General features: G+C 58.1%; 20 protein-coding genes and 1 tRNA gene. 12 read left to right on the forward strand and 9 right to left on the reverse strand.

Going from position 1 to position 24,898, the window contains the following annotated elements:
• Positions 1-332: 332 nt before the first annotated feature.
• Positions 333-1,952 carry a sensor histidine kinase gene (locus HPC62_RS20520; RefSeq protein WP_216655300.1) on the reverse strand — a complete coding sequence of 540 codons (1,620 nt, stop codon included), beginning with the start codon at positions 1,950-1,952 and terminating at the stop codon, positions 333-335.
• Between the two features lie 484 nt (positions 1,953-2,436).
• Here HPC62_RS20520 and HPC62_RS20525 point away from each other — a divergent pair, with 484 nt between their 5' ends.
• Positions 2,437-3,003, forward strand: coding sequence for a hypothetical protein (locus HPC62_RS20525; RefSeq protein WP_205371079.1), 567 nt, complete (start codon positions 2,437-2,439; stop codon positions 3,001-3,003).
• A 39-nt stretch (positions 3,004-3,042) separates the two neighbouring features.
• The gene (locus HPC62_RS20530; protein ID WP_172358296.1) at positions 3,043-3,567 is read left to right on the forward strand and encodes a GNAT family N-acetyltransferase; all 525 of its coding nucleotides are present in this window, start codon (positions 3,043-3,045) and stop codon (positions 3,565-3,567) included.
• 88 nt (positions 3,568-3,655) lie between these two features.
• Here the strand turns inward: HPC62_RS20530 and HPC62_RS20535 are convergent.
• Positions 3,656-3,736: transfer RNA gene (locus tag HPC62_RS20535), tRNA-Leu, on the reverse strand.
• A gap of 244 nt (positions 3,737-3,980) precedes the next feature.
• Here HPC62_RS20535 and HPC62_RS20540 point away from each other — a divergent pair.
• Positions 3,981-5,534, forward strand: a complete 1,554-nt coding sequence (locus HPC62_RS20540; protein ID WP_172358297.1) for an adenylate/guanylate cyclase domain-containing protein — start codon at positions 3,981-3,983, stop codon at positions 5,532-5,534.
• A gap of 661 nt (positions 5,535-6,195) precedes the next feature.
• Positions 6,196-9,894 carry a Calx-beta domain-containing protein gene (locus HPC62_RS20545; protein ID WP_172358298.1) on the forward strand — a complete coding sequence of 1,233 codons (3,699 nt, stop codon included), beginning with the start codon at positions 6,196-6,198 and terminating at the stop codon, positions 9,892-9,894.
• A gap of 14 nt (positions 9,895-9,908) precedes the next feature.
• On the opposite strand, the gene HPC62_RS20550 is transcribed toward HPC62_RS20545, so the two are convergent.
• Together HPC62_RS20550 and psbQ are read right to left on the reverse strand one after the other, a co-directional pair.
• Positions 9,909-11,078 carry an NAD(P)/FAD-dependent oxidoreductase gene (locus HPC62_RS20550; RefSeq protein ID WP_172358299.1) on the reverse strand — a complete coding sequence of 390 codons (1,170 nt, stop codon included), beginning with the start codon at positions 11,076-11,078 and terminating at the stop codon, positions 9,909-9,911.
• A gap of 36 nt (positions 11,079-11,114) precedes the next feature.
• Positions 11,115-11,573, reverse strand: a complete 459-nt coding sequence (psbQ, locus tag HPC62_RS20555; RefSeq protein WP_172358300.1) for a photosystem II protein PsbQ — start codon at positions 11,571-11,573, stop codon at positions 11,115-11,117.
• Between the two features lie 356 nt (positions 11,574-11,929).
• Here psbQ and HPC62_RS20560 point away from each other — a divergent pair, with 356 nt between their 5' ends.
• Positions 11,930-12,850, forward strand: a complete 921-nt coding sequence (locus HPC62_RS20560) for a PfkB family carbohydrate kinase (protein ID WP_172358301.1) — start codon at positions 11,930-11,932, stop codon at positions 12,848-12,850.
• Positions 12,851-12,885: 35 nt separating this feature from the next.
• Here the strand turns inward: HPC62_RS20560 and HPC62_RS20565 are convergent, their stop codons facing one another.
• Positions 12,886-13,107 (reverse strand): hypothetical protein, encoded by a 222-nt coding sequence (locus HPC62_RS20565; protein ID WP_172358302.1) that lies wholly within the window; start codon positions 13,105-13,107, stop codon positions 12,886-12,888.
• A gap of 335 nt (positions 13,108-13,442) precedes the next feature.
• Here HPC62_RS20565 and HPC62_RS20570 point away from each other — a divergent pair, with 335 nt between their 5' ends.
• From HPC62_RS20570 to HPC62_RS20590, 5 genes are all read left to right on the forward strand, one after another.
• A complete protein-coding gene (locus HPC62_RS20570) occupies positions 13,443-14,369 on the forward strand; it encodes a 3'(2'),5'-bisphosphate nucleotidase CysQ family protein (protein ID WP_225906814.1) in 927 nt (308 codons plus the stop codon).
• A gap of 200 nt (positions 14,370-14,569) precedes the next feature.
• Positions 14,570-14,776, forward strand: coding sequence for a hypothetical protein (locus HPC62_RS20575; protein WP_172358303.1), 207 nt, complete (start codon positions 14,570-14,572; stop codon positions 14,774-14,776).
• 121 nt (positions 14,777-14,897) lie between these two features.
• The gene (locus tag HPC62_RS20580) at positions 14,898-16,211 is read left to right on the forward strand and encodes an NF041680 family putative transposase (protein ID WP_172353244.1); all 1,314 of its coding nucleotides are present in this window, start codon (positions 14,898-14,900) and stop codon (positions 16,209-16,211) included.
• A 358-nt stretch (positions 16,212-16,569) separates the two neighbouring features.
• The gene (locus HPC62_RS20585) at positions 16,570-17,697 is read left to right on the forward strand and encodes a glycosyltransferase family 2 protein (protein WP_172358304.1); all 1,128 of its coding nucleotides are present in this window, start codon (positions 16,570-16,572) and stop codon (positions 17,695-17,697) included.
• A 76-nt stretch (positions 17,698-17,773) separates the two neighbouring features.
• Positions 17,774-18,781, forward strand: coding sequence for a glycosyltransferase (locus HPC62_RS20590; protein WP_172358305.1), 1,008 nt, complete (start codon positions 17,774-17,776; stop codon positions 18,779-18,781).
• Between the two features lie 23 nt (positions 18,782-18,804).
• On the opposite strand, the gene HPC62_RS20595 is transcribed toward HPC62_RS20590, so the two are convergent.
• Entirely contained in the window at positions 18,805-20,055 is a 1,251-nt protein-coding gene (locus HPC62_RS20595; RefSeq protein ID WP_225910579.1) for an MFS transporter, read from the reverse strand.
• 208 nt (positions 20,056-20,263) lie between these two features.
• Between HPC62_RS20595 and HPC62_RS20600 the strand changes: the two genes are divergently transcribed.
• The gene (locus HPC62_RS20600; protein WP_172358306.1) at positions 20,264-20,944 is read left to right on the forward strand and encodes a hypothetical protein; all 681 of its coding nucleotides are present in this window, start codon (positions 20,264-20,266) and stop codon (positions 20,942-20,944) included.
• Between the two features lie 165 nt (positions 20,945-21,109).
• On the opposite strand, the gene HPC62_RS20605 is transcribed toward HPC62_RS20600, so the two are convergent.
• From HPC62_RS20605 to HPC62_RS20615, 3 genes are all read right to left on the reverse strand, one after another.
• The gene (locus tag HPC62_RS20605; protein WP_172358307.1) at positions 21,110-22,294 is read right to left on the reverse strand and encodes a glycosyltransferase family 4 protein; all 1,185 of its coding nucleotides are present in this window, start codon (positions 22,292-22,294) and stop codon (positions 21,110-21,112) included.
• Positions 22,269-22,970: an ATP-dependent Zn protease gene (locus tag HPC62_RS20610; RefSeq protein ID WP_172358308.1), complete on the reverse strand. Its 702-nt coding sequence runs from the start codon at positions 22,968-22,970 to the stop codon at positions 22,269-22,271. The genes HPC62_RS20605 and HPC62_RS20610 overlap by 26 nt, the downstream gene beginning before the upstream one ends.
• Positions 22,971-23,117: 147 nt before the next feature.
• Positions 23,118-23,711, reverse strand: a complete 594-nt coding sequence (locus HPC62_RS20615) for a hypothetical protein (RefSeq protein ID WP_172358309.1) — start codon at positions 23,709-23,711, stop codon at positions 23,118-23,120.
• 329 nt (positions 23,712-24,040) lie between these two features.
• On the opposite strand from HPC62_RS20615, the gene HPC62_RS20620 reads away from it, so the two are divergent.
• Entirely contained in the window at positions 24,041-24,898 is an 858-nt protein-coding gene (locus HPC62_RS20620; RefSeq protein WP_172358310.1) for a ParA family protein, read from the forward strand.

Here is a 24,898-nt window from a genome sequence, read left to right on the forward strand (position 1 = left end):
GACACAGCCCGCGAGAAATCGTCCAACTGCGTAAGTCCTAAAGCTGATTCAGAAAGCTGGCTCCTGAAAAGCTGCGCCCCACATTTACCTCCTGAGACAGAGGACACCCCTGGATCGAGTTACATACTCTGGAGATATATCTTGACTCCCTGAGGGGATGTGCCTACCGCACGTCCCTCTTTTTGTCGCTGATATGGATTGTTGCTGATGTGGGCGCGATGGGGTGCGCGGGGCTGTAGGGATTGGGGATTTTAGATTGCCGATTTTAGATTGCCGATTTTGGATTATGAAGCCACGGATTTATTGAGCTTTTAGCTATTCCAGGCTTTTGGCTACCTCGACTCCAGCGGCAGAAACACCGTCAGCACTTCGCCTCGCTGGGGTCGTTGTTTCACGATTAGCTTACCGCCTAGCGCCTGGAACAGATTTTTGGTTACCGCTAGGCTAAGGCTGAGGCTACCCGTTTCGGGCTGGAACATCAGCAGTTGCCCCAGCGATTTTAGCGGTGGCACAAAGCCCAGATTAGCTCCGGCTGGGTCGGCGGCTGGTTGTTCTGCCTCAAATTGGAGCTTGAGCTGGTGTCCGGCTAGCTCCACCTGGAGGCGAATTTCGCTCCCTGGCGCAAGGGTCTGCGTGAGTCGGTCGATCAGCCCGGTCAAAACCTGATCAAACAGGTTGGGGTCGGTGACGACGTTCGGCAGCTTTTGGGGCAGTTCGACCTGGAGCGTCAAACTGCGCTGGCTGGCAAGCTGCTTCCACCGGGACACGTTTTGCTCGAACACCTGCGCCAGGGACACCGGGGCCAGGGGCATCAGCGGATGCTTGACCGGAGCCGTTTCTAGTTCTGCGGCGCGGAAAATCAGGTTAAACCGATCGATTTGTTCGGTGCATTCTTGGTCGATGACTTGCAGGCGCTTTAGCACGTCGGGGCTGAGGTCTTTGCGCTTGAGCAGGAGCCGCGTCAGGGTGCGGATGGTGGTCAGCGGCGTGCGGACTTCGTGGGCGATCGCCTGCAAGAGTTCCATATCCAGGTGTTCGCTCTTGGCGCTCAGCAGATTATCTGCCTCTGCCTGGCCCTTGCGGCTAGCATTGTTTCCATTGGTCGAGCTTGACTGCTGCAAGCCCAGGGCGATCGCCTCGCCATCATGGAGCCAGTGCAAGGGCGACACCTCAACGACCTCGGCCGCTTCTTCTGGGACACTGGAGCGATCGCCCACAGTCGGCAGCGAGTTGGGATGGGCTTCCCACTCCAGCGGCTCTGGCAAAAAGTCGAGCATCAGCCGATTGAACCGGGAAACCAGTCGATAGTCGGGCAATGCGGTGGGGCGATCGTCGGGACGATTGGGATCGAGCGGCATGAACTGGATAACCAGTGGCTCGATCTGTCCCAAGATCCCCGCCCCTGCGAACAGCAGCCGTGCCCGCAGCGCCTGCCACGCCGCCCGCACCACCACCGGGTCAAAGGACAGCATAAACGCAGGCGTGCCTTCCAGATCTTCCCCTAGCACCATCACCAGCCCAAAGGTGGGCGTTAGCACCAGGCAAAACTGCTCCGCCGCCAGCGGATCATTGGGCATGAGGGGCACCGTGGCCGCCGTAGAGCCGTGCGGGGCGTTGTGCTGGGCCGAGGGCAACAGCCGGAACGGAAGCCACGACGCGGTTTCTAGCGCATTTACCGTGAAATTCCAGGTGGCAACTCGTGCGACCACATCGGGTGCTTCTAGCACGGGCAGCGGCCCCGATAGCACCAAAGCCTGGGCTTTTGCTTTGGAAGATCGAGGTTTGGGGTCAAGGGGGAGCGTTTCCAAAAGTAGATGGTTCAGCGCGGCGATCGCCCCCCACCATTCGCGCTCAGCCTTAAGCTGCTGCCGGGCCACAGGGCCAGGCTGCCGCACCGGGCTTTCTGCCTGGGCAACGACTTCACTGAGGGTGGGTAGATACCACTTATGCACGGCTGCGCGTCCTGGAAACAAACGGTTCCAATATCGATGAGTGCAGAGCAGTGAGGTAAAACGCGGCTGCCATTGCCCCTAGAGAGGTTCTACAGAGGCAGTATACCCACAGGCATTCAGCCCTGGCACATCTCTCTGGTACATCTCTCTGGCACACTTACCTGGCACACTTGCCTGGCACCATCTGGGCCAATGCACAGCGATCGCGCCTTATCACTAATCACCTCATGAATCACCTCATGCTCCTATATAAGACGATATCGATAAACCTCCAGAGAGCCTAGCTCTAGAACCGAACTCTGGGGTCGCAATGCCCGCCCTATGATGGGGATCAGGGGCGATCGCCCTCAAGCTGGGACACGAACAGAGGACTGATGCAGTGGCCGGATTTCTCGCGGGCGCAGTCCACAAGAAATCCTCCAAAATCCAACTGATTGCAAGTTATTGCAAGTGCGTAAGTCCTGAAAAGACAGAGGGCAGAGACTTGGCGACGGTACTGGTGGTGTGTCCGGGGATGCATTCGCCCCGGCTTACAGAATCTTTTCTAGCGGCAGTAGCGCTGGATCGGCTGGACACGATGCAAATTTGCGTCATACCGGGCGATCGCCAGCCCGTTTATTCGCCGCTGTACGGGCTGAAGGTGTTGCAGCATCGGCTGGGCGCACCCTGGGCCGCCCCGCCGGTCTTGTTTCTCGGCTTTAGTGCAGGTGTGGTAGGGTTGGCGGCGATCGCCCCCCTCTGGCAAGCGCTCGGCGGAACCGTGCTGGGGCTGATTGCGCTAGACGGCTGGGGTATGCCCCTGAGCGGCCCTTTCCCCATCCATCGACTCAGCCACGATCGCTTTACCGACTGGAGTTCGGCCTTGCTAGATGGGCCAGCGGTGAGCGCTAGGGGAAGCCGCTTTTATGCAGAACCCGCCGTGGCGCATCTGGATCTGTGGCGATCGCCCCACACGACGACGGGCTGGTGGCATTCGGCATCGGGGTCTCAGGTGTTCACCACGGCGGCGGCGTGCCTGCAAGCGCTGATTCAGACTGCTGTTGCTCAATAACCGCTTTAGGGTCGCATATCCACCTAATCGACAACCCCAATGCTCCACTCCACACCTGAACTAGAAACGCAGCGACTTTATCTGCAACAGTTTCAGCCAGACGACCTCGACGCGCTGGCAGCGCTATCAGCCAATCCAGACGTGATGCGCTACGTGGGAAAAGGTGTCCGTACGCGAGCAGAAACTCAAATCGGGCTGCATCGCATGATTGATCATTGGCAGGCGCACGGCTTTGGCATGTGGAAGCTGGTGGAAAACGAGACAGGGGCTTTTGTTGGGCGGGCCGGGCTGATTTATCTGGACAGCACGCCAGAAATCGAAGTGGGGTATGTGCTGGGTTGCCCCTTTTGGGGACGTGGGCTGGCTACCGAAGCGGCGCGGGCCAGCCTCCAGTTTGGGTTTGATACCTTAGGGCTGGAGCGAATCGTGGCGATCGCCCGGCCCGAAAACCACGCCTCACAGCGTGTCATGCAAAAACTCGGCATGACCTATGAAAAAGACGCTTTTTACTACAACTGTGCGGTCGTGTATTGGGCGATCGCCCGCGAACATTTCTCGCCATGACACCCACTCACAGTCACCCCCTCAAACTAGCCTGAGGCTGCCCTCGACCTAGCGTAGAAGGATGAATGGAGCAATACACTAGACTCAATGCGGATGGCGAGACTCGAACTCGCAAGGCAAAGCCACACGCCCCTCAAACGTGCGCGTATACCAATTCCGCCACATCCGCGTGGGGGGAACAGGCAAATCAGCATGAGGGATGACTGCTGACTTACTCACAGTCTTTAACTGTACTCCAAAATCGCGCAATCGTCCAAGCCACGCGCTGCAAATTTGCCACCAATTTCTCGCCAATTTCGCCTATGTTTTTCTCAGGGCTAGAAAATTTTTGCATCCCTCAAGTTTTGCGCCTCTCATTGTTGCGTCCTCTCAAGGGGTGCGCGTCTAAGTTGGGCCCATTTCGTTAGTCGCTGATGCTGTCTCCTTCTTCGCCCGACTCACTCCCAAAGCCGCTGGTTGACCTAGAGCAGCGAATGCGCCCGCTTCTGCCCGCCAGCCTCTATGCCGCGCTGTGGGTCGATCCCACTGCCGACACGCTGATGCAGGTGTTTCAGCACCTACGCACAATGCAGCAGGTGTTGCATGACTACATGCCCCGCCAGGTGTCCGAAGCGCCGCCCCTGCCAGGAGAACTGCGCCATGGCTGGCAGGAGGGGACGCTGCTGTTTACCGATCTGGCGGGCTTTACGCCCCTGCTAGAGGCAAATGCGGATGCGGGGTCGGAGGGCGCGGCGGCGCTGTTGACGCTGATTAACCAATATTTCTCCAGCATGATTGAAATTATCAGCAAGTCGGGGGGCGACCTGCTGGAGTTTACGGGCGATGCCATGCTGGTGCAGTTTTTGCCAGGGCGAGATGGCAGCGATGCGGCGCAGGCGGTGCGGGCGGGCCTGCGAATGCAGCGGGCGATGACCCAATTCACCGCGCTGGACATGCCCCAGGGTCAGTTTTCGCTGGAGATGCGGGTGGGCATTCATTCTGGACGGTTTCTGACGGCGGATATTGGCACGCCAGAGCGAATGGGGCGGGTGCTGCTGGGAAAGACAGTGCAGCAGGCGAAGCGGGCAGAGTCAGCTAGTGCTGTGGGGCGGGTGTGCGTGAGTCGGGAAGTGGGCGATCGCCTCGGTCAAGAATTTCCGCTCCAGCCGCTCGATGCCCAGCACAGCCTGGTGATTGACCAGCTTAGCCCGGAGGAACTAGGAGAATATGACATCACGCTGCCCCGTCGCCGCATGGCTTCATCGATGCTGATGGATCGCAGCATCCCCGGCCTGAGTGAGGAAATTCAAAAGTCGGTAGGTCTGGTAGAGCCACTGGCCAGCTACTTGCCCGCGCCGATTCTGAACCTGCTGGTGGAATGCGCTGCTCAGCGTCAGATTCCGCCGGCCTTCCCAACCCCAACGGTGGTCTTTGTCAACCTGATGGGGCTGCCGGAAGCCGTAGACCTGGCCTCGCCTGATGAAGTGGATCTGCTGGTGCGCCGCTATTCGCAAGCGTTTGCGCTGATCCACGCCAGCGTGCGATCGCGCGGCGGCATTTTGCAAAAGGTGACCTATCATTCCCTCGGTTCCGACATGCTGGTCTACTTCGGAGCGCTGGGCAGCCACCCCGAAGATGCGCTGCGGGCAGCAGACATGGCTCTGGAGGTTCGCCAAATTGTCCACCAGCTTGCACCACCACGGTCTGCGGGTCAGCCTGTGGACATCGCCTGTCGCATCGGCCTCGACCAGGGCCCAGTGTTTGCCGCCGAAATCGGCTCGCCCCGTGCCCGCCGCGAGTTTAATATCCTGGGGGACCCCGTGAACACGGCCGCCCGCCTGATGACCCTTGCCAGCAGTGGACAAATTTTGCTGACGGAATCGGTGTATCGGGCGATCGCCCCCCACTATCCCTGCACGCCCATCGGTGATTTGTTTCTCAAAGGCAAAACCACACCCCAGCCCACCTTTGAGCTTGAATCCCCATAGGACTTCACAGTTGGACGATTTCTCGCGGGCTGCGCTCGCGAGAAATCGTCCAAAATTCAGAAAACTGAGCGCAAGTGCGTAAGCCCTGCCCCGATTTGAGACAGAGACGCACTAAGCTCCAATCCCAGCTTCAGGCTAAAAAAATTGTCCTGACTGAAACAGGGGTTGCTATCATTAAGCCGTTTTTCAGAGCAATTTTTGTAGCGCTCTGAAAAGCATGTTTCAGCGTGGCTTGTGCGGATACAGCACGGTTTTTCAGATGGCTTACCCACACGCCAAACTCCAGTTTCAAAGCTGCCTTAACGCTTTCTCTGAGGGCAAATTATAGGGCGATCGCCTACGGATTCAGTTTTATGTCAAAAAGGATACTAGGTTAGTCAAATTAATCAATTGACATGTTAATTTCATCGCTCCAGATTGGGCAACCTTGCTTTATCACTTTTGTTTCAGACGTTAGATATCAGGAGATATTGGGTTCAACCTTCTAGCAAGGTCATGTCCCGCCTCCCTTTCTCGACCTTCCCAGGAGTTCTCAGAAATGCTCTCAGAAGCATGAAATAGAACTCCGAAAAAACTCCGAAATTCCCAATCTGGCAACGCAGAATCCCTGTCCCCCCTCCGTACTTCCTCCCGCTGTTCAAGTTCGTTAGGAAAACAGTTAATGGCTACTCTGATTGGAACCCCCGGCCCGGACTTTTTGCTTGGCACTCCCGATGCTGATCTCATTTTTGGCGAGGATGGAGATGATTACCTCCTTGGCGCTGCTGGCAACGACCAAATTAACGGTGGCAATGGTAACGACCTGCTCCAGGGCAATGCAGGCAACGATCTGATAGATGGCGGCGCTGGCAACGACACCCTCTCCGGCGGCATCGGCAATGACACTCTCAACGGCGGCGACGGCGACGACCTGATCTATGCTGACAGCGGCCTCAACCGACTAAATGGTGGACAAGGAGCCGATACACTGGTCGCGGGCACTGGCGGGCGAGATGTCATGACCGGTGGCCCCGGCCGCGATGTGTTCGTCCTGGCCAATGGCACAGGCGGTAGCCAACGAAGAAACGCCAACGTCATCACCGATTTCAACCCCAATCAAGACCGCATTGGTCTAGCAGGCGACCTGCGCTTCAATAACCTCAGCATCGTCCAGGGCACAGGCAACAACCGCAACAACGTCATCATTCGCAACCGTCAGACGGGTGAATTTCTGGCGATCGTCCGCAATGTGAACGTCAGCCGCCTCACCCGCACCAACGTAGCCGCCTTCCCGCTGCCCCCCCGCGACACCACGCCGCCCAGCGCTGCCAACCTAGTCATCGCCAATCCCAATATCACTGTTGCGGGAGGAACCACCCAGACCTTCACTATTCAATATGCCGATGCGGTTCAGCTCAATAGCCTCAGCTTCCGCAATGGCAACCTGCTCATCACGGGCCCCAATGGCTTTGTGCAGGGGGCGCAGTTGGTCGGCTTTACTCCCGTCGGCAACGGCACCTCCCGCACCGTGACCTATCAAATCACAGCCCCCGGCGGCACTTGGGATGCCAACGACAACGGCACCTACCAGGTTTCGCTGCAAGCCGGGCAAATCTTCGACACCAGCGGCAACGCAGCCCCTGCGGCGACGCTTGGCAGTTTCAATGTCAGCGTGCCCATTCCCATCGTGCCTGTCAGCGTTGCCGTCTCGCCTGCTAACGTGGTCGAGGACAGCGGCGGCACTCTGGTCTACACCTTCACCCGCACCACCTTCATCCGCAATGCCCTGACTGTCAACTTCACCCTAGGCGGCACCGCCACGCGCGGCACCGACTATAACGTGACGGGAGCCAGCATTACAGGCAGCACGGGCACGATTATCTTTGCCCCCAACGCCAGCACTGCCACGATCCAAGTCACCCCCATTGCAGATAACCTGATCGAGCCAAACGAAACGGTCATCGTAGCGCTGGCCCCTGGTGCTGGCTACAGTCTCGCTTCTGCCAGCAGCGCCACAGGCACTATCATCGACGATGAAAGCCAGATCGCACTATCTGTGTCTCCTGCTAGCGTTCTAGAAGACAGCGGCAGTGAGCTGGTTTACACCTTCACTCGGACAGGATTTCTAAACCGCAGCATCACGGTGAGTTTTGGAGTGGGCGGCACCGCAGGCTTTGGCGCAACCAGCGACTACACCGTAAACGCACCGCTAGGAACAACATTTACCTATGGCGCATCGGCGGGCACGATTACCTTTGCGGCAGGGGAAAGCACCAAAACGCTGCGTATCCGCCCCAACGCAGACACAGTGGTTGAGCCTGACGAAACCGTGGCTTTGACGCTTAACAATGGTGTCGGCTACGTTCGAGCCACGATGACTCCAGTGATTGGAACCATCGTAAATGACGATAGCTCCGTAAGTGTTGCGGTTTCGCCTAGTGCTGTTCTCGAAGATAGCGGCACGGGGATGGTCTACACCTTTACCCGAAACGGATTCACAGGCAACGCAATCACCGTAAACTTTACAGTCGGCGGCACGGCAACCTTAGGCGGGCCAAGTTCGGATTACACCATCACAAGCGCAACGGTCACGGGTGGAAAGGGCACCATTAACTTTGCGGTCGGAGAAACTACAAAGACGATCACCGTCACGCCCACCAGCGACAACGTGGTGGAACCCAGTGAAACTGTTGTGATTGGGGTGGCAACTGGCACGGGGTATGTAGTCGGTTCACCCAGCACTGCCATAGGCACGATTCAAAATGATGACTCTAGCATCCAGCTTTCCGTATCGCCCAGCAGCGTGCTAGAAGATAGCGGCGAAGATCTGGTCTTTACCTTCACCCGTACAGCGTTCCTCGATCGCCCAATTACGGTCAACTTTGGCGTGGGTGGCACAGCAACCTTCAGCACCGACTACACGGTGTCTGCGCCCGTAGGCACAACCTTTACCTACACGGCGCTGGGGGGAACGGTGCAGTTTGCCGCTGGCGAATCGACCAAGACGATCCTTGTGAAGCCCGTTGCAGACTCCAGCCTAGAGCCGAATGAACTGGTGACGCTGACCCTGCAACCGGGGACAGGCTACACGCCCGTCAGCACGACACCAGTTTCCGGCATCATCGAAGACGACGACGCAATCGTGACGCTAACGGTTTCGCCCGACAATGTTTTGGAAGACAGCGGACAGGAAATTGTCTACACCTTCACGCGAGTAGGCGCAACGACTCGTGCGCTGACGGTAAACTTTGCGGTAGGCGGTACGGCGACGTTTGGTGCAGGCGGCAATGACTACACGGTCGAAGGCGCAGCCAGCTTTAACCCCACAGCGGGCACGATTACGTTTGCACCTGGGGCGACCACGGCTGTTTTGCGGATTAAGCCTGTTGCGGATCTAGGCACGATTGAACCAGACGAGACCATTAGCCTGACGCTCGCTAGCGGGTCTGGCTATACCATCGGCACGACAGCCCCGCAGATCAGCACGATCCTCAACGATGACGGCATCGTCACCAACACAAACGACTCTGGAGCGGGGTCGCTGCGCCAGGCGATTATTGCCGCCAATAATGCCAACTCGATTGCCAACCCAACGATTACCTTTGCGTCATCGGTAAGCGGCACGATTCAGCTTGCCTCAGCGCTGCCTGACTTGTCGCGCAATATGACGATTGACGGGCCTGGGGCTGGGACGCTCACCATTTCGCGGGATTCAGCCGCAGCAACAAACTTCAGAATCTTTACTCTCCAGCCAGCTATCACAGCAACGATTGAAGGGCTAACAATCTCCGGTGGAAACGTGGCCACGGGAAATGGGGGCGGCATCGCCAACTTGGGCGGTACGCTGAACCTGGAAAACCTGGTCGTGCAGAATAGCCAGGCGCAGCTCGGCGGTGGCATCTTCAACCAAGGCGGTACAACGACGCTGCTAAACACAATCATAAGGAATAATACTGCCGGCAGTGGGACGAGCGGCGCGGGCGGCGGCATCAGCAACCAGAGCGGTACGGTTAACATCCAGGGCAGTAGCCAAATCGTGAACAACGCAGCGGCTAGCATCGGTGGCGGGGTTTCCAACGATTCTGGCGGCACCCTGAATGTGACAGGAACTGCAGGTCAGCGAATTCTGTTTTCTGGTAATGTTGCCCAGAACTCGTCAGGCGGTGGCTTGTACAATGCTGGAACGTCCAATATCAACTTTGCCAATTTTGTCGGCAATCAGGCGAGCAATATTGGTATGGGCGGCGGCGGGATTTTCATCGCATCAGGTGGTGTTTTGGCGGTGAATAATTCGATCTTTAATAATTCGCCGCTGAATACGCCAAACAACCTGGCTGGCGACTTGTCTAACTTCAGCGGAACTGGAAACACGGGCATTTAGCCTTTAGCCGAAGCCTAACCCTGTATCTTCCCCTTCGTATCTTCAATCTCTCCCCGCACCCACACAGCAGTGGCGGGAGCCAGCAGCACGCCGTTGCGGTAGTGCCCTGTGGACAGAATGACGTTTGGGCAGGCGCTCAGACGCTCCAGCACAGGCGCGGGGCGGTTGGCGGGGCGAGGGCGCAGACCCGACCAAGTGTGTTGCACCTCGGCTTGGGCGAGGGCAGGACAGAGGGCGATCGCCCCCTCCCAGACCGTTTTTAGCGCGGCGGGGCTGGCGGCGATCGCCCCTAAACCATTTGCCTGACTAAAACTCGACGCAGACTCCCCTTCTGCAAATTCTGGAAACTCGACCGTTGCGCCAATCCAGTATTCTCCCTGGCCCAGCGGCACGACGTGAATATCGTTGCCTGTAATCACAGGCTGAAACGTGCGATCGCCCATTGGTTCCCCCAGTTTCACCCGCATTGCCTGTCCCAAAACGGGGCGGATGTCGATCTGGGGGAGGGGCAGCGCGTCGAGTAGCGGTGTAGTTCCCAGCCCGGAGGCGATCACCACCCAATCGGCCAAGAGGCGATCGCCCTGCACGGTTCGCACACCCACGCAGCGCTGCCCCGTCGCATCGGCAAATTCTAGCGATGCAACCGGACTCGAAAAATCAAACTGCACGCCGCGCTGTGCGGCCCCTGCCACCAGCGCACGGGTCAAGGCCGTCGGATCAATCTGGCAGTCCTGTGGCGAGTAGATGCCCGCTGTGACTGCATTCAGAGAAACCTGAGGACAGCGATCGCCCACCTGAGCCGGGGCCCAATGCTCCAGCGTCCAGCCCTGCTCCCGGCGGAGGCGGATCAGCGCGTCCCATTTCGATAAATCTGCTTCATAGGACAGGAGCAAAATGCCCTGCCGATTCACGGACACTCGCTGCCCGGTCAATTCCTCTAGCTCAGGGAGCCACTGCTGATAACGGCGGAGGCTGGTTTGTCGCAGGTTCCAGGCGCGGCCCCTAGTTTTCTGGCTGATCGCGCCCATCAGCACGCCCAGCGCGGCCCCTGTCGAGGCGCGGGCCGGAGGCTGACGATCGACTACGGTAATCGCCAGACCATTCACCTGGCTTAGCTCGTAGGCGATCGCCGCCCCCACCACTCCGCAGCCCACGATCACCACGCGGCTTCCGTCGGTTGGCACAATCCTACCTGCCTCTGGGGGGTTAGCTGGATTATCCTAACCGTCCTGCGTCGTTGGCATCAGATCCAGAAACACCTGAAAATCGCGCAGCGCCTCGTTATAGTTCAGCAGCGCCTTTTGAGAATCGCCCGTCTGGGTCGCTTCGTCGATGGCGATTAGGTGCCCAAACACGGCCTTGGCGGCATCCAGCGCGGCGGGCTGAGCTTTCTTGGGTTCCAGCAGCCGGGCCAGACGGGTCATCTTCGTCCGCAGTTCACCCAGCGGCCCGTGAATGAAGGTCTGCACGTCCACCCACTGCTTCTTTTGCACCAGCGGGGGAATTTCCTGCATCCGCACCCGCAGTGCGTCCACATCGCTCACGTATTTTTCAATTTGCGCCAGTTGTTCAGGTGAATAAAGTGGCCCTTTGGCAACAGGGGCGCTGCTACAGCCAATGGACAAGACGGCGATCGCCACCAACACCAAACTGAGGACGCTTCGATACCACTTTTTCATAGATCTCACTCTATTACTTGCCCAACATTTGCCAACGGATTACCCCAGAATACATCAGCCAATGGCGGGATAGTCGCAACATCCCGATAGACTGAACACTGGCTCCGGTAAAGCACTATAAACCACAAGGGGACGAGTGGGAAGGGTTTCGCAGGACGAGAGGGCACTGAATCTGACCGGAACCCTGTGCGTTCCCAATGCGCGTTTCCAAACGGCAATCGAAAATCCAAAATCCAAACAAGATTTACGTACTTGCGATAAGTTTGCTGGGTTCTGGACGATTTCTCGCGGGCTGCGCCCGCGAGAAATCATCCAACTGCGTAGGTCCTACCAAAATCCAAAACAGAGCGATGAACATGGGAGAGTCTTCAAGAGGGCGGGGGGTATTTGTGGGTCTAACGACGCTCGATCTGATTTACCAGGTCGAGGCCGTGCCCGCCAGCAATCAGAAAGTCGTGGCCCAGGATGTGGCGATCGCCGCTGGAGGCCCCGCAACCAACGCAGCCGTAACCTTTGCCCACTTGGGCGGAGACGCGCTGCTGCTGAGCAGTTTGGGACAGCACCCAATAGCGGGGTCAATTCGGGCAGACTTGGCAACTTGGGGTGTGCAGCACCGCGACCTTGACCCAGAGCGGCAGGCCTCGCCAGCGGTGTCGTCCATTTTGGTGACAGCGGCGACGGGCGATCGCGCGGTGGTATCGCGGAATGCCGTGGGGGCACAGGTGGCGGGCGATCGCCTTCCAGCCGACCTGATGCAAGCCCTGAAAGAGCGCAGGTTTGACGTGGTGCTGATCGACGGACACCAGATGGCAATTAGCGAGGCGATCGCCCAGCAGTCAAGAGCCTTGGGCATTCCCGTGGTAGTCGATGGCGGCAGTTGGAAACCGGGCTTTGAGGCAGTCTTGCGCCACACGGACTATGCCATCTGCTCGGCCAACTTTTTGCCGCCAGGGTGCGACTCGGCGGATGTGCTGCCCTACCTGCGATCGCTCGGCGTTGCCCAAGTCGCACGGACACACGGTTCTCAGCCCGTAGAATATCTCAAGGGCGAACACGCGGAGCGAGTGGCGGTTCCCACCATTTCCCCAGTAGACACGCTGGGCGCGGGCGACATCTTTCACGGCGCATTCTGCCACTTTATTTTGCAACTGGGATTCGAGGCGGCGATCGCCCAAGCAGCCCAAGTCGCTGCCCGCGCCTGCCAATCCTTTGGTCCGCGCCGCTGGATGAAAGCACCGCCGCACGAGGAGAACCCCCGCTTCCCCAAACCGGACTGATGGCAAAGGACTGATCGCAAAAAGACTGCCTGAGACTAATCTACATTTAAGATAGGCGGTGCGCTGGATTCACTCCATTCCGATTCTGCGGGCGGCGACACCCGCACCCAAGAGATGCCCATTACCAGCCCCAAAAAGATTCCCAGCATCAGCATCCAAATATGAGACGGGTCTAGCGAACACAGCAGGCGGCGATCGCCACTGTACACTTGAACCGACCATCCTCCATCTGTCACTTGATCGGGCAGTTTCTTCATGCCATTCACCTTTGGTAGTTGGTAAAAAGAAGGCAGCGCGAGTGAGGGAAGACGCGAAAAACACCAGTCACCATCGCGTCTTCTCCCCAGACTAGATATAAACTCAATTCATGAAAAGAGGTTTTGTATATAATCTTGCTTTATGTCTGATAACGCCTGCTTAAGCTTTAGTTCAGAATTGGTCGAACCCGTGCCCTATAATTGACCAGCCGTTCTATGCTAGGGCGATAGTGACTGATACTATAGTGACCGATACTGTGGTGACTGATACTGTGGTGACTGATACTACAGCGGCTTGCAGTAGGGGCAAAGATGCTCGCCTGTGCCCAAAAAACGTGAAAGGAAACGTTGTGATCCAAGCAAACCCTGCGGAATTGATAGATGGCCATCCCCTAGAAGACCTATTGGCGATCGCCCGTGCGTTGGGCTGGGGTGCAGCGAAAATTCTGCGGGCGTATTATCGGGGGGAACCGTTTCAGGATGGCACGGCCCGCAATCTCGATATCCAGAATGAAAAAGACGGCCCGGTGACTGCAGCCGATCTGGCAGTGAACAGCTTCGTACTCGGCAGACTGCACGATTTGCTGGGCGATGAGCAGTTCGGCTATCTCAGCGAAGAAACCTACAAATCCCAAGCTTCCGCCGCGCCGTTCCCTCAAGACTGGGTGTGGATTCTCGATCCGCTCGACGGCACGCGAGATTTCATTGACAAAACGGGGGAATATGCCTTTCACCTGGCGCTGGCCTATCGCGGTCGCCCGGTGCTATCGGTGGTCACCTGCCCAGAGCTAGAGCGGCAGTATTTCGCCACCCTTGGCGGTGGGGCATTTGTGGAAACGCCCGATGGAAAGGTGGAGCGGTTGCAGGTGTCGGCGTGCGATCGCCCTGCCGATCTGGTCGTGGTGGTCAGCCGCACCCACCGCGACGGACGGCTGAATGCCCTGCTGCAAAAGCTGCCCTGCCAAAACCAGCTCTCCGTTGGCAGCGTCGGCGGCAAAATCGCCGCGCTGGTCGATCGCCGAGCCGACCTCTACATCTCGCTCTCCGGCAAGTCTGCCCCCAAGGATTGGGACATGGCCGCCCCGGAACTCATCCTCACCGAGGCAGGCGGCAAATTCACCCACTTCAGCGGCGAACCCTTGCGATATAACACGGGCGATGTCAACCAGTGGGGCGGACTGATGGCCTCCAACGGTTGCTGCCACGAAGCCCTCTGCGCCGAAGCCATTCGCATCCTGGCAGAAATCGACGGCCTCTCCTGAACCCCAAGCGCTGCGCCCAACCCCGCTGCTACGCAGAATCTTCACAGTCCTGACACCCGCCATTACAGAAGCTTTGCCCCCGATCCCCTGTTTTCGCCAGAAGATCGATCCATAGGGGCGGGATCTTGGGTTTACTAAGGCTAGGAAAACCGTTCCTGTCACACGGATCTGGTCAGAATTCAGCAGCAGAGGTTCACTACATGGTTTGGGCGCTTCCTGGTCGCGCCAGCGTCTCTACGCAAGCGCTGGTCGATCGAATTTTGTCTTCGGGGCAAATGACCCGCAAAGAGCATCTCCAGCTTGCCGCCACGATCCTGTCCGATCAGCGGTTAACCCAAGCGGAGCGATATCACATTAGCCGCGTGTTTGACGAGTTGCAAGCCGGCCGCGTGATGCTGGTCGATTAGACGCTAAAGTCAGAAAAGTCAGCTCTGGATACTTTAGTTTGGACTAATGGTGAAGAGGAAGGCAGTCAATGAGAAGCACCGACTGCCGTAAGGTCAATGAAGTACAACCAACATTGACCCCATGATTTTCAACGAACTTCAGCAATTTCGCCAAACGTTGTATGCCAGCTTGGGAAACGCCAGAGATGCCCTGTTTGATCTGATGGATGCCGTGTTAGTGAGTGCGTGCATCGTGTCGTTTGTGAGGCTATCGCAGAGTCCTGTCTTTCGTCGCCAGTGGTCGAGCACCTATGAAGCGTTGCGCGATAGCCGCCTACCCCGATCAAAGGTGCTGAAGCTGTTGGTGCAGCAGATACCGACTCAGCAGCAACCGTTGTTGGCAGGTGATGCGAGTCGGTGGAACCGTCCTGCTGCCAGGCGTTTGAAAGACCGCACCTTATCAGGCAGAACAGGACATGCCCCGATAGCCGGACAAAACTACAGTACCTTAGCCTGGATTGCTGAAGACAGGGGCAGTTGGGCATTACCATTGCGGCATGAGCGCATCACCAGCTTTGAAACACCCGCCAGTAAAGCGGCATTCCAACTCAAACAAGTGACTCGGCAGTTAGCGGTGCGTCCGTTGGCGATCTACGACCGAGGGTACGGCAATGCCAGTTTTGTCAACCAAACGGCAGGGATTGAGGCAGACTTGCTGCTGCGGGTTACATCCAATCGATGTGTCTATGGCGCGCCCCCAGCGTATCGAGGGCGAGGCGCACCTGCCAAGCATGGACATAAGATGAAACTCAATGACCCTGACACTTGGAGTGTCCCGGTCGAAACCGTTGAAGTCGATGATCCCAACTGGGGACGAGTGCGGGTCAGTCGTTGGAGTGCATACCATTTCCGCAAATCCCCCAAACGGGCAATGGAAGTGTTGCGCGTGGAGGTGCTGGAGACACAGAGCAGCACGCGACGCTTGGCTCCTTTGTGGTTAGTTTGGCTGGGTGAGCAGATGCCTCCGTTAGAAACCCTGTGGTTGCACTACCTCCGTCGCTTTGCCATTGAACACTGGTATCGCTTTGCCAAGCAGAGGCTATATTGGACACATCCCCAGTTCAGTTCTGTATCGGCAACCGAACAGTGGAGCAGCCTGATGCCGTTGCTCAGTTGGCAGTTGTGGTTAGCGCGAAAGGACTGTACTGACCACCCCTTGCCCTGGCAGGCACCGCAAGAAACGTTGACTCCGGGTCGGGTCGCACAAGCGTTTGCAGGCATTTTGGCAGCGATTGGCACCCCTGCTCCTGCGCCTAAACCTCGTGGTAAATCGCCAGGACGAGGCAAGGGGCACAAGCCAACTCCTCGTCCCTGCTATCCGATGGTCAAAAAACGAGCCTCGAAACGCAAGACATCCGAACAATCCCTGAACAGTCCGGTTGCAACAGCAGCTTAACTGCGAGCAGGATTGTATCCAATTCCTTAAGTTCAACTGTTATGAACGGTTGAGCAGATTCTTTATGGCATCCTGTTGAGCATTATTGTGATGCCAGTTAGTCCAAACTAAAGTGGATAGGAACTGGACAGGAATTGGATTGGGGACTGAGTTTCGGGCTGGATTGGGGACTGGATTGAGGATTGAGTTACAGGCTGGATTGGGCGATCGCCCAACGCAAGATATCCCCTGTTCCAGACCGCCCTATGGCGGATCGGCAACAGGCCAATGGGTTGCTTCTGCTAAGCTCTGGGTGTAGGTTTATCGTTTCCGTCATTCCGAGGGTTTTGGCGCTGTGCCCCACGCATCATCCGTCCCCATGCCACCAGTCACCCTCATCGTGACGCAGCGTGAGCGATTTAGCCCCAGCCAGGTATCGTTGGACAGCCTGCTAGCCAGCTATGGCGATTACCCGTTTCGGCTGATTTATGTAGACGGCAACTCGCCTACCCCGGTGCGCCACTACCTGGAACGCCAGGCCGCTACCTATCCCTGGATGACGCTGATTCTTCGGGAGCGATACTTGCGGTCGAACGAGGCGCGAAACCTAGCGCTGCCGTGGGTGGAGCGTCCAGGATACGTCGTGTTTCTGGATAACGACGTGGTGGTGCAGCCAGGATGGTTGCGATCGCTCGTTTTGGCGGCCGAGGCAGAACACGCTGCCATCACTGCGCCGCTCATTTTGCAAGGCGATCCCCATTCCGACAGGCTAGAGATTCACGTCGCGGGTATTGCCACCCGGTTTCATCCCCGTCGCTGGGGCAAGCGCTGGTTCGAGCAAAAGCAACTGATGGCGGGCGTGCCGCTCGCTCAGGCAGAACCTCAACTGCGGCGACAGGAGGTGGATTCAGCCGAGTTTCACTGCCTGATGGTGCGCTGGGATGTGCTGCAACGGGTGCGGCTGGATGAACAGTTCGACAGCCTCGCCAGCCACACGGATGTATCCTTTCAGGTGGCAGCGCTGGGCGGCAGGCATATTCTGGAACCGTCTGCCCGCGTGATTTTTTTGAACCCGGAGCTACTGCCCCAGTTTGACGCAACGGACTTGCCGTTTTACCGATTCAAATGGAGTGAGGGCTACACGGCGCGAAACTTTGCCCATGCGGTGCGGAAATGGGGGCTGGCGGCGGATGACCCCAGCATTAGGTCGATCTGGCGATGGGTGATTAAGAATCGGCAGATTCCAGCGCGGCTATCGGTGCAGGACGGGAGTTTGGAAGAGCGGCTGTTGACGCTGTGTGGCGATCGCCGCTGTCCTGGCTGGCTGCGAATGGCGATCGAGGACTGGGTGCTGCGGGCAAACTTCCCGTCAGAGGGCTTATCAGCCGCCAAGCCAGACGCGAGCGTGTCGCAAACGAATCAAACGGCGCACACTCAAACGGGGCAATCTCAAACGGGGCAATCTCAAACGGGGCAAACCCAAACTTACCAAACTTATCAAACTTAAACTTGCCAAACTTATCTAGACAACCATTCCAGGGTCAACGGTTCAACTCGGTAAGTTATCTTATTTTTCTTTTCTCATGCCTCCGCTGGTTTCGGTCGTCGTCACTGCCTTTAACCAGGCGCGGTTTCTGGAAGATGCCGTGAACAGCGTGCTGCGGCAGGATTATGACAATATCGAGTGCTGGATTATCAACGATGGCTCGACCGATAGCACAGAGGCGATCGCCCAAGGGCTGATGCAGCAAGATACGCGAGTTCATTACCAGTCGCAGCCCAACGGCGGCGTATCGGCGGCTCGCAACCTGGGGGCGCGGTGTGCCCGTGGCGAGTGGGTGCAGTTTTTGGATGGGGACGACTGGCTTGCGTCGGATAAGCTATCGCGCCAGCTTGCGGCGGTGGACGGGAAGCACCCCGATCGGCTGGTAATTTACTCCGACTATGAGCGGGTGGAGCGATCGGGACTGCGCCAGCGCTGTGAAATTGGCTCACAGCCTCCAGAAGCCCTGGCGCGGCGATTGCTGATTTGCCCCGATCGCCTGGCCGACATCCCCTTTCCGCTGCTGCAACAGGCCATGCTGCTGCATCGGTCGGTGCTGGCTCAGTTCTCATTTGACGAAACCCTGCAGGCCTGCGAGGATCGAGCCTTTGGGCTAGCGCTGCTGCGGGACGGGGCGCGGTTGGTGTACGTGCCGATGGTGGCGGCGTTTTATCGACAGCATGGGGCAAACCTGACGCAAAACGCCAGGATACTGAGGCAGTCCTACGCAGCGCTATTTCGCTGGGTGGGCGATCGCTATCCCGACCTGCTTCCCGACTGCCAGCGCAGCCTTTATTTCTTACTCGACACAACCCTGGAGGCTGGAGAATATGACCTGTTTCGAGCGATCGCCCCGCTGGTGCAGTTTTCAAGTCAGGAAGCCCTGATTGAGGAACCGCTGCGACTATTGGGCGGAACGCTGCCAGTCCGCTCCCATCAGGACTTGCGGCTGGCCGTAGCACTGCGCCGACTGCTGCCTGCCCGCTGGCTCTATCCCCACCAGCGCGGCCCCAGGCTGCGATCGCTCCTAGCACGGTTTGGGAAGTGACGGAATGCTGGAGGGCCGCTCCATCAGCCCACGATTCCCCGCTTTCCCGCACCCTCTTTGCTCCTCAGCTTTAGCCACAGCATCGCACCCAGCGTCACCAGCAGCAGCGGCAGCGCGGCATAGTTCACCACGTCCCAGCCGAAGCCGTTGAGCAGGTGTCCTGATAGGAACGTAAAGCCTGCCACCGCACCAAACATTAGGAAATCGTGGGCGGCTTGCATTTTTGCTTTTTCGGCGGGCGTGTAGGTTTCGGTGAGCAGCGTGGTGGAGCCGACAAACATGAAATTCCAGCCCAGCCCCAGCACCGTGAGCGCAATCAGGAAATGGGGGAGCGTCACGCCGGAGAGGGCGATCGCCACGCTAGCAAGATTCAGCGCGACTCCTGCAAGGATAATATTGAGAACGCCAAATCTCGCGATTAGGAATCCAGTGAAGAACGACGGCGCGAACATACCCAGGACGTGCCACTGAATGACGGAGGCCGCTGAATGGAACGAATGATTCATCCCTGTCATGGCAAGCGGTGTGGCCGTCATTAGCAGCGCCATCACCCCATAGCCGACGCTGCTGCCCAAGGCTGCGACGATGAACACAGGCTGTCGCAAAATCTGTGAAAGGCTTCGGCCTTCGGGACTTGAGGGCGATCGCCCTGCTGCTGCAATTTCTTTGTGCATGACCGGACGTTGCATAACTGGGAGCCTGATGCCGATCAGCAGCAGTAGGATTAGGACTTGTAGACCCACAATTGACAGCAGCGATCCGGCAAATTCTGCCTGGGCGATCGCATCCTTTGCCACGCTGGCAAGGTTGGGGCCCAGCACCGCCGCAATTACGCCGCCCGCCACCACCAGCGAAATCGCCTGCGCCCGAAATGACTCGCTGGCGGCCTCTGCTGCCGCAAACCGATAGAACCCCGAAAACCCGCTAAACACGCCCATCAAAACAGTTCCCGCACAAAACAGCGGAAAGCTTTGGATCAGCACCGCCGCCACCGCCAGCCCAATCCCGACGATGCCAATCAGCGTGCCCACTGCAAACCCAAAGCGCCTGCCCCGCCGCTGCATCAACATCGATGCGGGAATCGTCGCCAGCATCACCGCCACCTGCATCACCGCCAGCGGCAGCGTCGCCAGCGAGGCATCGGCTACCAGCGCCCTGCCCACCAGCGCTGCCACGGTAAACAGCACAGTCATGCTAGTCATGGCGAGGGCCTGACACAGCGCCAGCAACGCTACATTCTGCCTTTCGCGGGTCATCGACGGTTCATGGCGCATGGACAGATAGCAACCTTAAATGTCGCATTGTCCGCTGAATCCTCAGGCGGCCACTTCCCCCAGTTGGGCTAGTCCCGGGCAAATTGGGAGCGCGTATGTGCAAGCATTACGGAAACCTGAAAACATTGTGTACAGCTAGTTTCCAGCATTGCCCAATGTGCTAAATTCCTCAGCGAAAAGAACTCTTGACATCGAGGAGTGGAACGGCATGGTGCAACGAGTAACGCGGACGGACAAGCTTCTCAGCTACGGCGGATTGGTTGCAGGGGTAGCAGGGCTGCTGGGCGCAAGCGTCTTCGCTCCCCTGGCGGCTCAGGCGATCGCCCCATCAACCGACTCCTTGGATGAATCTGGTCTGAAGGAATCGGCAGGTCTGCTGGCTCAAGCCCCAATCGCTCAGGCAGCTGATGTCCAGGTTTTCGAGCGGCCCAGCTACGTCAACACCTGTCGCAACAGCGGCGCGAGTACGTTAGCCGTTTACACCAGCACTGCCCAAGGCACCGTCGTCCGACAGCTTCAGCCCTACACCCGCATTACGCTGACGGGCGTGCTGGGGGATGGGGTCGCCCAGATTCGTGAACCTGCGGTGGGCTGGGTGCGTTCGGCGACGCTGCTGACCAACTGCGACGCGCGTCCCCCCGTTGACCCTGTGGGCCAGTGCTATCAGGTGACGCAGCCCGAACTGGTGGTGCGCTCGGCTCCCTACGACACGATTCTGTCTAGCGTGTTGAGTGGCGATCGCATTTACGGCACCAATCCCGTTCAGCGTCAAACAACGGCTGATGGACGTATCTGGCAGCGCGTCTATTATCGCGGCACAACGAACCTCGGCTGGGTCGCTGAAACCGGAACAGGTGGCATTGGTATCAACTTCGTGCGATGCCCGTAGCGATGCCCGTAGTTTAAACAAGGGTGGGGGGACGGCGTGCATCCTGCGTTTGTAGCCCTCACCCTGACTCCCTTTCCCAAAGGGCGAGGGACTTTCACCCCACTCAGTAGCCCTCACCCTGACTCCCTTTCCCAAAGGGCGAGGGACTTCAGCCCCACCGCCTTATCACCCCGTCACTCGCTCCAGCACTGCCCGCAGCGCGATCGCCATTGGGTCGAGGCTATACCGGGCTACGCAGCGATCGCGGGCCCGCTGTCCCTTGTGCGTTGCTTCATCGGGATGGGCCAGGATGTGCCGAAGCTGGGCAGCAAGCTGGGCAGGCGAGTCGGGGTCTGCCAGATAGCCCGTGTCGCCCAGGATATTGGGAATATCGCCAACGCGAGTCGCGAGGACGGGTTTGCCCATCGCCATGCCGTCGGTCAGCTTCAGCGGAAACTGGGCGCGGGCGATCGCCGTGTCGCGCTGGGGCACGACGACCACATCGGCGGCCGCTAGCACGGCGGGCATTTCCGCTAAAGGCGTTTTGGGCAGCGAGATAATCCACCGACCCCAGCGCGATCGCAGCTGCTCATCATAGTCGTCATAAGGGTTGCCGCCCACGATTACCAGCCGCGCCGCAGGGTGGTTCAATTCTTCTAGCGCCAGGAGCAAGTCTTCTAGCCCTTTGTGCGGACGCGGCGCACCGGGAAACATCAGCACCCAAACGTCCGACAGTCCGAGCCGCCGACGGCTGGCCGCCGCATCCTGTCGCGCTGGGTCAAACAAGGACGTATCTTTGCCGTTGGGCAGATATACGCCGCCAAACCGCCGCTGCAAAAAGGTGGTGTCCACCGTCAGTCCGTCGGCCCAGGGCACGGCCCGCTCTAGCCAGCGAAGGTAAAAGGGATGATCGGGCGATCGCAACGCTCCACCCGGTTTCAGCAGATCTCGCGCCAATTGCTGGGGGCCAGGTCGATAGCGCCAGTCGTCGCCACCGTGCCAGCTTAGCTCCCAGTCGTCCATGTCCAGCAGCAGCGGCCGCCGCACTTGCAGCCGTCGCAGCAGCCCCAGTCCAAAGCTAGTGGGCTTGGGCTTCACGGCATAAAGGACATCGCCCGTCAGGTGGGACAAAACCCGCCGCGCCGTGCCCAAGATCGCGGGATAGCTTGCCCCCGGAAACGCCAGCACCTCCATCCCCGCAGGCGGCTCTGTATACAGCGCCTCGCCAAACCGGAAGCCGACCAACTGCACGCCACAGCCCAGGGTTTGCAACACCTGCGCCAGCAACAACGCTCGCACTGCCCCGCCCCCCGACCAGTCGCTGACCACCAGCGACACGCTAAGTTCAGACAGCAGGGGGCGCTGAGGCATCGGCAGGGCTGCTTAAAACGGCGCGACAGGCTTCTACGCTGTCTCGGCGCTCCATCGCGGCCACCAGACGGTCGTAGGCAGCGCGGTGAGTTTCCAGCATATTTTTTGCCTGGAGCGTGGCCCAGCGCTCCTTGAGGGCCGCTTCGGCGGGCGATCGCCGCAAGGCATTCCACAATGCGTAAAGCGTCTGGCGATCGTTGCCGCCGCCCTCGGCATTGCCATAGACCAGCGTTTCCGCCGCAATCCCCGCCATCCAGACGGTACAGTAGCGATCGATTTGCTGGGCCGACAGTTTACCCTGCAACAGTTCTGCGTCTAGCTGGGTCGTATCAAAGCTCACGCCGCCCGCGCCGGGTTGCCCCTGCCGCAGCGCTTCCCAGGCGCTCAGCGTATAGCCCGTGATGGGAATGTCGAGATGGTGCGCCACCAGAAAATGCCCCGCCTCATGCCGCAGCACCCGCGCCCGGTGTTCTGGCGAAAAGCCCGCTACCCAGTCCAGCAGAAGCGTCCCGCCCCGTCCCTGCCAGGTCAGCGTGTCCAGCGTCGCCGCACCCAGCAGCCCTCCAGCGGCGATCGCCGTCACCAGCGGCGACACATGGATCACCGGCCCCAGCAGGCTCAGCATCGTAAACGCAAAGACCGTAACCGCGATCAGGTTCAGCGCAGACTGATTCATGAACACTCAAGCAAGCAAACAACAACCGGAGGCAGCAATAATTCACCCTCCCATTCCCATCATCGCATCATCCCCCTTCCTTCTTCCCCCTTCGTTCTTCGTTCTTCCCTCTTCCCTCTTCGTTCTTCCCTCTTCCCTCTTCCCCCCTCAACTCCAAACCACCCCACCCCCACCACATCCCTCCATCCCGGAAAACACCGCCTGCGAGGCCCGCCATGTCTCAAGCTGACGGCGATATTGCACCAACTGGGCGCGATATTCTGGCGAAATGCTGGGAGAGCCAATCATCGGGCCAATCACTCGCAGTGCCTCGGCCCAGTCGTTGCTGCAAATCGACCCCTGAAACGCGGCATAGAGCTGTTCAAAGCTAATGTCTTGGGCTTCGGGCGCAAAGACGATGGTGCGCTCAGCGGGCTGATCCGACCAGATGGGCTGGGCGCTGCTCTGGCAACTGGGCAGGTTGGCGTAGACCGCCCGCACGGCCCGCAAATCTTCAAGCTGGTGGCGATATTCGACCAATTGCTGACGCGATTCTGGCGTGATGCCTGCCGAGGCGATAAGAGGGGCGATCGCCCTGAGTGCCCCGTTCCAGTCGTTGCTGCACACCGACAGTTGCAGGTTGCGATACAGTTCCTCAGCCCGCAGGTTGACAGGCGACTGTGCCGCCTCTGCCGCCTCGCCCAGCGCCCCCACGGCCAGAGCCGGAGCCACCATCGTCAGGGAATAGATTGCTTTTTTCATGCCACGCTCATCCAGAAGCTTTGAGAAGGTTGAATCGGACATCCGTCCAAATATCTCAACTTCCACCAGGGCGATCGCGCATCCGGAAGAAGCATGAGCGACTCCTTACAACAGCCCCCCTCGGACATCAGCCCGATTGGTGAAGCAGCGAGCGGGTATCTGACAGTTTATCCGTCTGCATCAAGCAAGTACCCCGTAGAACAAGACTTAAATCTTTACTAGATTCCTGTGGATCTGGATGATTTGTTTAGAATCCTGATGGTAATTCTTGTGCTTGAATACTTGTGCTTGAATAAACGAGGGATTTTTTTTAGCGGGATGTAGCCCTGATGAAAGCGATCGCCATTTACCACAACAAAGGTGGAGTCGGAAAAACCACCACGGCTGTCAACCTGGCTGCTGCCTTTACCAATAAGGGCAAGAAGGTATTGCTGGTGGATATTGATGCCCAAGCCAATTCCACCTTTGCAACGGGCCTGATCAAGTTTCAGTTTGAAGAAGAGGACAACCTCAAAGACCGAAATATTTTTCACATCATTAGTGCCGGGGATTTCAACTTCATTCCGGAAATTGTCCGTCGCTCCAATGGGTTCAACACGCCAGAAATCGATGTCATCCCCTCGCACATTACGCTAATCGATGAACAACAGCGCCTGACTCGCATTGCCGCTAGTCGCCTCCGCCTGAATATGAAGCTCCAGCAAGTAGAAGACGACTACGACATTGTGATTATTGATGCGCCGCCCTCCCGTGATCTCTACGCAGAAATTGCGCTAATTGCGGCCGATTATTTGATTATTCCGTCTGATTTGAAGCCCTTTGCGAACCAGGGCTTGAGCAATGTCAAGAACTTCGTCAGTGAGGTAAATGAAACACGGTCTAGCATCGGCAAGAAGCCACTCAATGTCTTAGGAGTTTTGCCTTCTAAGGTGTTAACGAATAATCGTTACCTGGAGCATGTCTTTCCCCGGCAGCGAGAAGCAGTGGTGCAGCGGTATGGGCTGCCGCTGCTGGATACCGTCATCTATGAGCGGATTGCCTTGTCTAACTGCGTGAACAACACCTTGACGATGGGAAACCTGGAGATTCCAGACCCCAAGTCTATTTTTGAATTTGATGCAGATTCCGAGTCGGTGAAGGAGTTCAGGAACCTTTCCTACGAAGTGATGCAAAAAATTGGGGCCTAG

Source organism: Thermoleptolyngbya sichuanensis A183, from assembly GCF_013177315.1.
Taxonomy (GTDB): Bacteria; Cyanobacteriota; Cyanobacteriia; order Elainellales; family Elainellaceae; genus Thermoleptolyngbya; species Thermoleptolyngbya sichuanensis.